Origin of the sequence: Arthrobacter sp. 4R501, from assembly GCF_002929755.1 — a bacterium.
Lineage (GTDB): Bacteria > Actinomycetota > Actinomycetes > Actinomycetales > Micrococcaceae > Arthrobacter.
On sequence record NZ_PJIW01000023.1, the window covers coordinates 32,707 to 44,980 of the forward strand.

Here is a 12,274-nt window from a genome sequence, read left to right on the forward strand (position 1 = left end):
CCTTAGCCGGATGCGCTAACCTGGCAGCGTGTTGCACTTCCAACACAAACCTACTTAACGCCTGGCTCCCGCGCCCGCATTCACCAGTTCCACGGGGCGTCCTTCGATGATGGAGCGCTCGGCCGCGAGGCCCATGCGGACGGACTGCAGGCCGTCGGCGACGGTGACTTCCACCGGGCCCTCGCCCAGGATGGCCTTCCGGTAGCCAAGGTGCTCGTAGTACGTGGAACCGTGGTGGGCGCCCGCCGCGAGCACAGCTTCATCAACCGGAACCTCGTGCAGTTCCGGACCCAGCGGCGACCGGGGGCTGAATTCCACCGTGGCCTCGGCTTCGTCGCCCTCGATCCAGTGGGTGGCCGCTACCGGAATGAGGGTTTCGATCTTGGCGGCATCGCCCACGATGGAGATGCGTTCCTGGAACTTGGAGCCTTCGGCGAACATGGACAGTTCCAGCATGGCCCGGCGGCCGCCCTTGAAGTCCACAATCACGTAGGCGTTGTCGACCATGTCGGAGACCCTGCCGTCGTAGACCTCGTCCAGGTGGTTGACGTCGTGGCCGCCGCTTGCGTAGACGCGGACCGGCTCGTCCTGCAGGATCAGCCGCATCAGGTCAAAGAAGTGGCAGCACTTCTCCACCAGCGTGCCGCCGGTCCGCTCGGCAAAGCGGTTCCAGGCGTCCACCTTGTGCAGGAAGGGGAACCGGTGCTCCACGATGGACAGCATGTAGATGTTGCCCAGTTTGCCGCCGTGGGCTGCCTGGATGATCTCCTGGACCGGCGGCATGTACCGGTATTCCATGGCGACCCAGACCGGGGCAGGATAGCCGGCGGCGAGGGATTCAAGTTCGTCGGCCTGCTCCGCCGAGGTGCACACCGGCTTCTCCACCAGCACGGGCAGGTTGGTGCCGCTGGCGAAGATGTCCTTAAGGATGGCCAGGTGGGTGTCATTGGGGCTGGCGATGACCAGCGCATCCACCAGGCCGGACGCGAGCAGATCCTGGTGGCGGGAGAAGGTCTCTACCTCGTAGCCGATTTCCGCGACGGCTTCCGCCAGCGACGACGCCTGGGGGTCGGAAACCGCAGTGATCAGGCTTCCCGGGATCAGGGCGAGGTTGCGGACATGTTCGCGGGCCATGTGGCCGGCCCCGATAAGTCCGTAACGAATGGTACGGACCGATTCCGCAGTAGGCAATGACATGAGCTGCTCCGTTTCTCTACGTTGAGTATGGGACCGCGGCGTTGCATCCCAAAACAGAACTATACAGAAAGTGTTGTTATTCCAACATAGCGTGTGTATATTTCTTCAGTACAAGCCGACTACAACGAGGTGGAACGTGTCCCAACCGTCAACCGGAACCCTGCTTTTTATTGGCTCCGCCACTCTTGACTCCATTGCACTCGTCCAGGATTACCCTGCCGCTGACAGCCGCACTGTCGCCACAGACTTCGCCACCGCTGGCGGCGGACCCGCGGCAACCGCCGCCGTTGCCGCAGCCCGGGCCGGCGCAAACACAGCGTTCGCCGGAGTCCTGGGAACGGACGAGGAAGGCGACCGCATCATCAGCGGACTGCAGGCCGAAGGCGTGGACACCTCAGCGGTGGTCCGCGACCCCGCCGTCAAAACAGGCGCCAGCGTGATTGTGGTGAGCACGGCCTCCGAAAGCCGGGCCATCGTCACCCGCCCGGTGCCGCCGGTCAGCTTCCCTGCGGAAGGCCGCTTCCGCGAACTGCTGGACTCTGCCGCCTGGGTCCACGTGGACCACCTGGGCTGGAACGCCGTCGCCGGCATGCCCGGGCTAAATCCCAGCGACCTGAACATCAGCGTGGACGCCGGAAACCCCATCTCTTCCTTCAGCCCGCGCGGCGTGGCCCTCTATGTGCCCACCATCGAGCGGCTCCGCGCCGAGTATGGCGGGCAGCTGGCCGTTGAGGAACTGCTCCAGAAAGCCATCGACGACGGCGCCTCCGCAGTCGTCGCGACGGCCGGCGCCGAGGGCGCCTGGGTAAAATCCGGCAGTGGACCTGCGATCCATGTTCCGGCCACGCCGGCCACCATCCTGTCCACGCTCGGCGCCGGCGACGTCTACCACGGCGCCCTCCTTGCCGCTGTTGCCGCCGGCCTCCCGCTGGTGGACGCCGCCGCTTTCGCCGGCCGCACCGCCTCCGCCTCCTGCGAAGGACTGGATGGCCGCTCCAAAATCCCGCACCAGACCATCACTCCTGTCCTAGCCACCAACCACACCGCCTAGCTGAAAGAAGCAGCACATGACCTCCACAGACCTCTCACCACTCCAGCGCCCGTCCGGCGCGTTCGCGATGCTCGCAGTGGACCAGCGCGAGGCGATGCGCAACATGATCGCCGAACACCAGGAAGCCCCCGTCACGGACCAGGACCTCCAGGACTTCAAGCTGCAGGCGGCCAAAATCCTCACCCCCTACGCCTCCGGCGTCCTGATCGACCGGCAGTTCGCCCTGGACCAGGCCATCGAGGACGGCGTGGTGGACCCCGGCTGCGGGCTCATCGCCTCGGCCGACCATTTCGAATCCGCGCACGGCGAACTGGTGGGCGAAGTGACCATCGACCGCCTCGTGGACCCGCACAAATACGCCGCCCTGGGCGTCAAGGCCCTTAAGCTCCTGGTGCTGTACCGTCCGGACGAGCCGGCCGACGGGCGCGTGGCCATGGTCCGTGAATTCGTCGAAATCTGTAAGTCCGCCGGGCTCATCAGCATCATCGAGCCCGTGTCCCGCAAGCCGCTCTCCGGCGACGACTTCGACTGGAACGCCGGCATCCTCGCGGCCGCGCAGGAACTGGGCAGCTTGGGCGCGGACCTCTACAAGGCCGAGGTCCCCTTCAAGGGCCAGGCACCCGAAGCCGATGTCCGCGCCGCCTGCTCCGAACTCACCAACGCCATCGATGGCCCCTGGGTGGTGCTGTCCTCCGGCGTCCCCGAGGATGTTTTCCCCGACGCCGTCGCGTGGGCCTGCCTCGAAGGTGCCAGCGGCTTCCTCTCCGGACGCGCCGTCTGGGCGTCCTGCATCGGCGCTCCCGACGTCGTCGAATCCCTCTCAACGGACGCCGTCCGGCGTCTGCAGCGCCTCTGCGCAGTAGTGGACGACATCGTCTCCTCGCAGCGGGCCAGCGCATGAGCCGTCCCGAAGCGCCAGAGCGCTCCCTGGTGACAGCCACTCCGTAGGTAACAAGCAAGGCACAGCAAAACACTCAACGAGGAGAAAATTGTGAGTCAGATTTCACGCAGGCAGGCCATCGCGATTCTCGGAGCCCTCGGCTTCGGAGCCACTGCAGCAGCATGCGCCGGACCGGGCGGCTCCACGGCGCCCGGCGGTGCCACCGGCCCGGCCGCACCCGCCACCGGCGCCGTCACGGGCAAGGTCTCCTTCGCCCACTGGCGTGGTGAGGACAAGGTGGTGTTCGACGAGCTCATCAAGAAGTTCGCGGCACTGCACGACGGCGTGGAGGTGCTCCAGGACATCTCCACCTCCAACGACTACAACGCCCAGGGCCTGCAGAAGGTCCGCGGTGCAGCCATCGGCGACGCGTTTGCCACGTTCCGCGGCGCCCAGTTCAAGAACTTCACCGAAGCGGGAATCTACACAGATCTCAAGGACAGCAAGGCCGCGGCGAACTATAAGGCAGGCCTGCTCACCGCCGGGCAGTCCGGGGAGAACCAGCTGGGGCTGCCCTACCAAGTGGTGTTCCCCATGCCGATGGCCAACGCGGACCTGTTCGATAAGGCAGGCGCCGAGATCGCGCCGAAGAATTGGGACGCCTTCCTGGCGATGTGCGAAAAGCTGGCGGCCTCCGGGGTCACTCCCATCTCCTGGCCGGGCGGCGACGTCGGAAACGGCGGCCAGCTCTTCAACTGCATGATCGCCAACAACGCCCCGGTGGATGACATGTGCGTCCAGATCGAGCAGGGCAAGCTCAAGTGCACCGACGACTGGTTCCTGAAGATGCTCGGACAGTACAAGGAGCTGATCCCGTTCCTGCAGCCCAACGCCACCGGCACCGCGGTGGAGCCGGCGCAGAACCTCTTCTCGCAGGGTAAGGCCGCCATGCTGGCCACCGGTTCGTACCACATCGCCGCGGTCCGCGGACTGGGCGCCCAGTTCCCCATCGAACTGGTCTTCCCCAACACTTCCGACGGCAGCGGCAAGTTCGAGGGGGCTTACAACGCCACGTTCATCCTGGGCGTCAACTCCGCCAGCAAGAACCAGGCAGCAGCGGCCGCGTGGATCGATTTCCTGTCCGAGCCGGAGAACGCCGGCTACTACGCCAACAAGACAGCCCAGCACGTGTCCGTCAGCAACGTGGAATACACCAACGCCGACCTGAAGCGGCTCAGCCCCTGGCTGGAAAAGAAGACGGCCCTCGCCGCCAGGTTCCAGTTCCAGAACCTCGATGTCCGCAACGCCGTCGAGGCCAGCGCCACCGCCGTCATCGCAGGCACCAGCCCCGAGCAGGCAGCCGAGGCCGCGCAGAAGATCGTTGACGAACGGCTATGAGCACCCCTACCGGGACCGCCGCCCCGCGAAAGGCCGCGGACAGCCGCACCGCGCCCAAGGAACCCAAAGTACGCCGCCGCTCCCCCACCCGGGTGAACCCCGCGCTGTACCTCTTCCCGTTGCCCGCCGTCGCCGTCATCGCGTTCTTCCTGGTGATGCCCACCCTGCAGGCGTTCCAGTACGCCGTCACGGACTGGAACGGCTACTCGGCGGCGTTCAACTACGTGGGGCTGGACAACTTCGTCCGTGCCTTCACCAAGGACTCACTCTTCACCAACGCGCTGACGAACAACCTGAAGTTCGTGCTGATGGTGGTGATCGCGCAAACAGTATTCTCGCTGGTGCTGGCCCTGCTCCTGACGAAGAACTCGCGGGGAAGCATCCTGCTCCGCGCACTGTTCTTCTTCCCCACCATCCTGTCCTCCGTTTCGGTGGCCTTCATCTGGAAGTTCATCTACGACCCCAACTTCGGCTTGGCCAACGCGGTCCTCGGCGGCGTCGGCCTGGAAGCCCTCCAAGGCTCCTACCTCGGCAACAACGCCCAGGCCCTGTACTGGGTGGCCGTGACGCAGGTCTGGTTCCACGCCGGACAGATGATGGTGGTCTACATCGCGGGCCTGCAGGCCATTCCGCGGGAACTCTACGAAGCCGCCGAAATGGATGGCGCCGGCAAATGGCAGCAGTTCAAGTCCATCACCTGGCCGTTCGTGGCCCCGGCAACATCGATCGTTGTCGCTTACAGCACGGTCCAGTCGTTCAAGGCCTTCGACCTGATCCTCGGCATCGCCGGCAACCCGCCCAAGCAATCCCTGGACATCCTCTCCACCCGCATCTACAGCACCTTTGCCAACTCGGAGTTCGGCTACGCCGCTGCCCAGTCGATCATCTTCATGGCGATGATCGCCTTGGTCACGTGGCTGCAGCGCCGGCTGCTCCGCCTCACCCCGAAGGGGGAATGACAGCATGCTCGCGTCAATGACCCGCCGCGGAATCCTTGGGATCTACGCGGTCATCATCATCGTCCCGCTGACCGTGGTGGGGTTCGGCAGCTTCAAGTCCACGCAGGAACTGTTCGCCGGGCCGTTCAGCCTGCCGCAGTCCCTCTCCCCCGGCAACTACGCGGAAGTCATTGGCGGGCAGGACCTGGGTTCGTCGTTCATGAACAGCGTCATTGTCACCGCCATCTCCGTGCCGCTCACGCTGCTGCTGGCCAGCCTGGCCGGCTACGCCGTGTCCCGCCTCAAGGGGTTTATGGCGTGGGCCATCTTCGGCTTCCTGGTCCTGGGCATGGCCATCCCGGCGCAGGCCAATATGGTGCCGCTGTACGTCCTGTTCGGCCGGCTCGGCCTGCTCGACAGCCTGGCAGGCCTGGTGCTGGCCAACGTGGTGTCCACCCTGCCCATCGCCGTGTTCATCCTCGGCGGGTTTATGCGGACCCTGCCCAAGGAGCTATACGAGGCATCCTCCATTGACGGCACCGGCCCGTGGCGGACGTACGTGTCCATCGCGCTGCCGCTCTCGGCCCCGTCCGTTGCGGCCGCGGCGATCTTCCTGTTCGTGATCCACTGGAACGAACTGCTCTACCCGCTGCTGTTCATCCAGTCCCCGGGCAACAGGACCCTGCCGCTGGCGCTGCTGAGCTTCCAGGGCGAGTTCCAGACCAACTACCCACTGCTCTTCGCGGGCGTCATCCTGGCCTCCCTGCCCGTGGTGGTGGCGTACGTCTTCCTGCAGCGGTACTTCGTTGCCGGCATCACCGCCGGAGCAAGCAAGGGATGAGGCACCCGGACCTCCACCAGCCCAACGAAAGGCAACACACGTGAACCTGAAATCAGCCCAACACCTGGTGAACGGAACCTGGCACTCCGCCGGCACCGCCAAAGACGTGACCGACCCCGGAAACGGCAGCACCGTCGGCGAAGTGGCCTGGGGTACGGCGGACGACGCCACTGCGGCCGCAGACGCCGCGGCCGTCGCCTTCGGTTCCTGGTCCCGCACCACGGCCCGCAACCGGGCCGACCTGCTCCGGAACGCCGCGGACCTGCTGGCCGAACGCCGCGACGAACTGGCCCACACCCTGGCCCTGGAAGCCGGAAAACGGCTCCCCGAGGCCCAGGGTGAGGTGGACTTCTCTGTGGAATACTTCCGCTGGTTCGCGGAGGAAGTCCGCCGCTCCACCGGCACCGTCAGCCCACCCGAACTCCACGGCCGGCGCCACCTCAGCCTCCGCAAACCCATCGGCGTGGCACTCAGCCTCACCCCGTGGAACTTTCCCGTATCCATCCAGGCCCGCAAACTCGCCGCAATGCTGGCCGCAGGCTGCACCGTGGTGGGCCGGGTCTCCGAAAAGGCGCCGCTCGCCGCCACCGGCCTGTTCGAGGTCCTGCACGACGCCGGGTTCCCCGCCGGCGTCGTCAACCTGGTCCACGGACCCTCGCGCGAAATCACCGCCGCACTGCTCCAGCACCCCGCCGTGCGGGCCGTCAGCTTCACCGGATCCACCGGCGTGGGCCGCCAGATCATGGCCTCCGCCGCGGAACGCGTGGTCCGCCCGCTGCTTGAACTGGGCGGCAACGCACCGTTCATCGTCTTCGAGGACGCGGACCTGGACGCCGCGGTCGACGGCGCTGTCCTGGGCCGGCTCCGCAACACCGGCCAGTCGTGCGTGGCAGCTAACCGCTTCCTGGTCCAGGACAGCATCGCCGACGAGTTCACCCGGAAGCTGGGCGCGCGCTTCGATGCGATGAGCATCGGGCATGGCGTCCCCGACGGCGGCGCACCGGTCCCGGACCTTGGCCCCATGATCGACGCCGAGCGGGTGTCCGCCGTGCAGGCCCTCGTGGATGACGCCCTGAACCGCGGCGCCCGGCGCGTCACACAGCGGACCGATGTTCCGGCGCACGGCGCGTTCATGGCACCGACCCTCCTGGCCGACGTGCCGGACGACGCGCCGCTGGTGGCTGAGGAAGTATTTGGCCCGGCGGCCGGCGTGGTGACCTTCTCGTCCGAGGAGGACGCCATCCGGAAGGCAAATGCCACCGAAATGGGCCTTGCCGCCTACCTCTGGAGCGGGAACCCCAAGCGCGGGTGGGACATCCCGGAGCAACTCGAAGCCGGCATCGTGGGGGTCAACGATCCCCTCCCCTCCGTGGCCTTCGCCCCCATGGGCGGCGCCAAGCAGTCCGGCCTGGGCCGCGAAGGATCAAGCCTTGGCCGTGAGGAGTTCGAGGAGGTCCAGTACGTGGCCTGGAGGCCGTAAGTGCTGACCACCGGGCTGGTGCTGGGCGCCGTCGTCATGGGAGCCGGGATGCAGCGCATCACCGGCATGGGCTTCGCGCTGGTGGCTGCTCCCTTCCTGGTCCTGCTCCTTGGTCCTGTGGAGGGTGTGGTGCTGGTGAACGTCTGCGGCGCCGTGACGGCAGGGGCCATCATCTTCCGGGTGGTGCGGGACATCGACTGGAAACGGTACGCGGCATTGGCGGCGTCGGCGCTGCTGGGGATCGTCCCGGCGGCCTTCCTGGTCCGGATCATTCCGCCGGCGGTGCTGGAGATCTCCATCGGGGTGCTCCTCGCCGTCGGGCTCACCGTTTTGCTTGGCCTCAAGTCCGCCACGCTGCCTCCACGCCGACGCTACCTTTTCACGGCCGGTGGCCTGAGCGGGTTTATGAACACCGCGGCCGGGGTGGGCGGGCCTGCCGTCAGCATGTACTCCATCGCCACCCGGTGGCAGCACAAAGCCTTCGCTGCCACCATGCAACCGTACTTTTTCACCATCGGGGTGTTCTCCCTGATCTCCAAGGCCCTCACTGCCCCGGCGACGTTCCCCGCGCTGCCATGGGGAATGTGGGTGGCGGTCGCTGTGGCCTGCCTCGCAGGGCTGGTGCTGGGCGACGTCGCTGCCCGGTTCGTCCCGGCCCGGGCAGCCCAGGTCCTGCTGATCGTCCTGGCCTACCTGGGAGCGGCTGCCACCGTCATCCGCGGCGTGCTCGATTTCGTGGGCTAACAGTCGCTGCCGCACCATCCCATCCACCGAACCACTAACGAAAGGGCGGCTATGACAGTCGTTGCCCCACAAGAAAACCTCCTGCGCGTGTCCACCAAAAAGGGCGAGACCGTCTCCCTGACGATTGATACGGGCGTTCCGGTGACCATTCAGCTCGAAGTAGGAGACCAATGCAACTGCGGGGGCGCTGCCCGTGGCGCAGGCGCATACACAGATTCCGACTTCGGCACTCACTAATTAGGCATCATTCTCAGTTACACCCGCACCATGGAGAGGAAATAACATGACGTGGCTGAACAGTGCCGCTCACGCACGATGGCTCGAGGCCGAAACCGATCGGCTGATCAATTTCGCCGCTGGTTCAAAGGTGCCCACAGGATTCGGCTGGCTCGACAACAACGGCGCGGTGTTCGCCGACAAGCCGACCCACCTCTGGATTACTGCGCGCATGATCCATAGTTTCGCCGTCGCTGCCCTGATGGGACGACCAGGTGCTGCGACACTCGTCGATCACGGCATCGCTGCGCTCAACGGGGTCTTCCACGATGATGAGTTCGGCGGTTGGTATGCCGAGGTAGACGGGAACGGACCGGTAAACGACACCAAGTCCGGCTACCAGCACTCCTTTGTGCTCCTCGCTGCTGCCAGCGCCGTCGCGGCCAAGCGCCCGGGCGCCCGGGAATTGCTCGACGAGGCGCTGCGCATCGCTGACACGAGGTTCTGGGACCACGACGCCGGCATGTGCTTCGACTCCTGGAACCGGGAGTTCACAGAAACCGAAGCCTACCGTGGTGGGAACGCGAGCATGCACTCCGTCGAGGCGTACCTCATCGTCGCCGATGTGACCGGGGAGAACCGATGGCTCGAACGGGCCCTCCACATCGCCGAGGTGCTCATCCACGAATTTGCGCGCAACAACAACTACCGGGTTTTCGAGCACTTCGACCCGGAGTGGAACCCCATGCCGGAGTACAACACCGATGACCGGGCCAGCCAGTTCCGCGCGTACGGCGGCACCCCCGGCCACTGGGTGGAGTGGGCACGCCTGCTCCTGCACGTCCGCGCCGGGCTCGAAGCCCGCGGCATGGAGGTCCCCGCCTGGCTGCTGGACGACGCGCGGGGCCTGTTCGACGCCGCCATCCGCGACGCCTGGGAGCCGGATGGTCATCCGGGATTTGTTTACACGGTCGACTGGGAAGGCAAGCCGGTCGTCACCACCCGCATTCGCTGGGTTCCGGCCGAGGCAATCGGGGGTGCGGCAGCCCTCTACATCGCCACCGGCGAGAAGCAGTATGCGGACTGGTACGAACGAATCTGGGACCACGCCCGCGACTGGTTCATCGACTACGAGCACGGCTCCTGGAAGCAGGAACTGGACGAGAACGGGGATGTCAGCTCGACCGTGTGGTCCGGCAAAGCGGACATTTACCACCTCTGGCACTGTCTGGTGGTCCCGCGCCTTCCGCTGGCGCCCGGGCTTGCTCCAGCAGTCGCGGCGGGCCTGCTGGACGCACGGCTTACTGCGTCCAGGTAACACGGGAAACCTGCGGCCCCTGATTTCCTTGGTCCGGGAATGACCCGGGTTTTGTTGACACCTTCACCTAGAAGAACAGCCGCGTTTATGGGGTGTGACCGCGGGCCTTCTAGTGCCGATGCCGGGCGCGGTGTTGGTGTTTTCGTCGCCAGGGTGAGTGTTCCAGGACGTGTTTTGGGGCTGGTGGTTCTGTGCCAGACGAGCCGGACGAGCAGCCGTCTGATCTCGGGTAGCGAGAGCCGGATCAGTTCCGCGTCTCCGGTAGTTGCGCCCCTTTTTTGGAGCGGATCACGGCCAGGAAGGCCTGGGCGAACATGGAGAGGGTGATGTGCCGGTACCAGCCGGTGTATTGGCGGACCTAGTAGTGGTCCAGTCCGGTTTCGCCATTGGAGGTTTGGAAAGTTTCTTCGATCGCCCAGCGGGCGCCGGCGATCCGGACCAGCTCGGCCAGCGAGACCCGGTTGGGGCCATGGCAGATGTAGTACGCCAGATCGGTCGGGTCTTTCAGGGAGCCGCGGGCAAGCAGCCAGTGTTCCCCGGTTTCTGCGGGACCGCTGATCCGGGTCCGCGCCCAGGAGTAAAGGCAGTCGCCCTTGGTTCCGGCCCCGGCGGTGCGGGTCCGCCAGGAGTTTGCGCGCAGGGAGGCGATGAGTTTATCGGCGCGCCATTGTTCGCCGATCCCGGCGGTGGGGGCGATAATGTTTTGGTTCATCGGCACGGCCAGCACATAGTGCAGGCCCGCCTTTTCCAGGCGGCGGCGCAACCCCGGGTGCTGGCCTTAGACCGCGTCGCCGGTGGCCCAACGGACCGGGATCCCGGCAGCCAGGGCCCGTCGATCATGTCTGCGGCCAGCGCCGGCTTGGTGGCGAATTCCCGGTCGTTGGGAACCCCTGCCCGGGTGCACCGTTCCCGGTCGTCGGTCCAGGTTTTGGGTAGGTAGAGTTCTCTGTCCAGCAGGCTCCGCCCGGCCGGAGTGGAGTGCGTCAGAAACACCCCGATCTGGCAGTTCTCGACCCGACCGGCCGTACCCGAATACTGGCGTCCGACCCCGGCTGAAGCGGTGCCTTTCTTGAGGAATCCGGTCTCGTAAATGATCAGCACGCCGTCGGGATCGCCCAGGTGGCGGTTGACGTAGCTGAACAGGTCATCCCGCACCGCATCCGGATCCCAGCCGGTCGTCGAGAGCAGTCGCTGCATGCCGTCCGGAGTGCCGTGCCCGGCCCGCTCGGACAGCGTCCAGGAGTTCTTCCGCTCCTCATCTGACAGCAGGCCAGGCACGTACCCCACAGCGTTGTTGCGGGGTTCGGAACGGACAAACCGGCACCCGATCAGTTCACCAATTTCCTCCAGACCTTCAGCCCATTTTTCTACATCCGCCATACAAATATCATCACTCACCACCAACGATTAACAGGTTCCCTGGCGAAAGCTGGCGAGCTGAAGATGGGCCCGCAGGAGAGGGCGCTTACCAGGACGGCAGTATCGGCAGCGGGCCGTCAGCCTCGACGTTGTCGCTTACACCGCGGGCCAGCCATTCGAGCAATCCCTCGCGGTCGGACGAGACGCGCAGGGCGCCGTCGCCGATCACCCACTCGTCGCGTTCCTCCGTCACGAGCGTCATCCCCGGCGCCCCTTGGGCGCGCATCGTGCGCACGGCGGCTTCCAAGGCGTTGAGTACCGAGTCCGGGTCCGCTTCCTCTATGGTCCAGGCGGTGTCGAGGTCGTGATGGTGCACCACGACCTCGGCGATACGCAACGCCACAATGGACGTTGCGGGAATCTGCTTGCCGTGCAAATGCACCTCCTCGACAGCGATCTCCCCGCCCAGCCGAAGGGCCTGTTCCGCGAAATGGGTGGAGGACTGGCGGACTTTGCCCAGCAGTTCCTGGCGGGGCAGGCTTGCCAGCTCGGCTATCTCCTGGGCGCGGGCCTCCTGCGAGGCATAAAGTTCTTGCTCTTCGCCGGAGGTTGCCCAGTCAATGAGCTTGACCAAGGCCTTGCCGTTTGAGGCGATGTGGGCGATGACATCTGCCCGGGTCCAATCCCTGCACAAGGACGGAGCTGTCATTTCGTCGTCGGACAGAGACTCTACGGTGGCCATGAACATGTCGGTCTCCCGGCCGAGGCGAGACAGGTCCGAGTGCAGGCGTGCGGGATTGATCATGAATTCACCTTATCCATTGGCCTGGATGCCGGCTGGCAATCCGGGCC

Annotated in this window: 10 protein-coding genes and 1 pseudogene; 8 read left to right on the plus strand and 3 right to left on the minus strand. The window is 65.7% G+C overall.

Translation table 11 applies throughout. The features are described from left to right. Positions 1-54 precede the first annotated feature (54 nt). Positions 55-1,197, minus strand: a complete 1,143-nt coding sequence (locus CXR02_RS19195; RefSeq protein ID WP_104063434.1) for a Gfo/Idh/MocA family protein — start codon at positions 1,195-1,197, stop codon at positions 55-57. Between the two features lie 136 nt (positions 1,198-1,333). On the opposite strand from CXR02_RS19195, the gene CXR02_RS19200 reads away from it, so the two are divergent. From CXR02_RS19200 to CXR02_RS19240, 8 genes are all read left to right on the plus strand, one after another. Beyond that, positions 1,334-2,248, plus strand: coding sequence for a PfkB family carbohydrate kinase (locus tag CXR02_RS19200; protein WP_104063435.1), 915 nt, complete (start codon positions 1,334-1,336; stop codon positions 2,246-2,248). Between the two features lie 16 nt (positions 2,249-2,264). Further along, a complete protein-coding gene (locus CXR02_RS19205) occupies positions 2,265-3,149 on the plus strand; it encodes an aldolase (RefSeq protein ID WP_104063436.1) in 885 nt (294 codons plus the stop codon). A gap of 90 nt (positions 3,150-3,239) precedes the next feature. After that, complete coding sequence (locus tag CXR02_RS19210) at positions 3,240-4,526, plus strand: ABC transporter substrate-binding protein (protein WP_104063437.1); 1,287 nt, start codon at positions 3,240-3,242, stop codon at positions 4,524-4,526. Continuing rightward, entirely contained in the window at positions 4,523-5,485 is a 963-nt protein-coding gene (locus tag CXR02_RS19215; protein ID WP_104063438.1) for a carbohydrate ABC transporter permease, read from the plus strand. The genes CXR02_RS19210 and CXR02_RS19215 overlap by 4 nt, the downstream gene beginning before the upstream one ends. Before the next feature lie 4 nt (positions 5,486-5,489). Further along, entirely contained in the window at positions 5,490-6,305 is an 816-nt protein-coding gene (locus CXR02_RS19220; protein WP_104063439.1) for a carbohydrate ABC transporter permease, read from the plus strand. 40 nt (positions 6,306-6,345) lie between these two features. Next, the gene (locus CXR02_RS19225) at positions 6,346-7,785 is read left to right on the plus strand and encodes an NAD-dependent succinate-semialdehyde dehydrogenase (protein WP_104063440.1); all 1,440 of its coding nucleotides are present in this window, start codon (positions 6,346-6,348) and stop codon (positions 7,783-7,785) included. After that, entirely contained in the window at positions 7,786-8,529 is a 744-nt protein-coding gene (locus CXR02_RS19230; RefSeq protein WP_104063441.1) for a sulfite exporter TauE/SafE family protein, read from the plus strand. It abuts the gene before it with no gap. Positions 8,530-8,812: 283 nt separating this feature from the next. Next, positions 8,813-10,063, plus strand: a complete 1,251-nt coding sequence (locus CXR02_RS19240) for an AGE family epimerase/isomerase (protein WP_104063443.1) — start codon at positions 8,813-8,815, stop codon at positions 10,061-10,063. 244 nt (positions 10,064-10,307) lie between these two features. Here the strand turns inward: CXR02_RS19240 and CXR02_RS19245 are convergent. Next, a pseudogene (locus tag CXR02_RS19245) lies at positions 10,308-11,443 on the minus strand (IS701 family transposase). Between the two features lie 85 nt (positions 11,444-11,528). Further along, positions 11,529-12,227, minus strand: a complete 699-nt coding sequence (locus tag CXR02_RS19250) for a maleylpyruvate isomerase family mycothiol-dependent enzyme (RefSeq protein ID WP_104063444.1) — start codon at positions 12,225-12,227, stop codon at positions 11,529-11,531. Positions 12,228-12,274 lie beyond the last annotated feature (47 nt).

Bases quoted from the DNA above. Each gene is read 5' to 3' on its own strand.
- CXR02_RS19215 (WP_104063438.1), top strand. From the start codon at position 4,523: ATGAGCACCCCTACCGGGACCGCCGCCCCGCGAAAGGCCGCGGACAGC.
- CXR02_RS19195 (WP_104063434.1), bottom strand. From the start codon at position 1,197: ATGTCATTGCCTACTGCGGAATCGGTCCGTACCATTCGTTACGGACTT.
- CXR02_RS19205 (WP_104063436.1), top strand. From the start codon at position 2,265: ATGACCTCCACAGACCTCTCACCACTCCAGCGCCCGTCCGGCGCGTTC.
- CXR02_RS19220 (WP_104063439.1), top strand. From the start codon at position 5,490: ATGCTCGCGTCAATGACCCGCCGCGGAATCCTTGGGATCTACGCGGTC.
- CXR02_RS19250 (WP_104063444.1), bottom strand. From the start codon at position 12,227: ATGATCAATCCCGCACGCCTGCACTCGGACCTGTCTCGCCTCGGCCGG.
- CXR02_RS19240 (WP_104063443.1), top strand. From the start codon at position 8,813: ATGACGTGGCTGAACAGTGCCGCTCACGCACGATGGCTCGAGGCCGAA.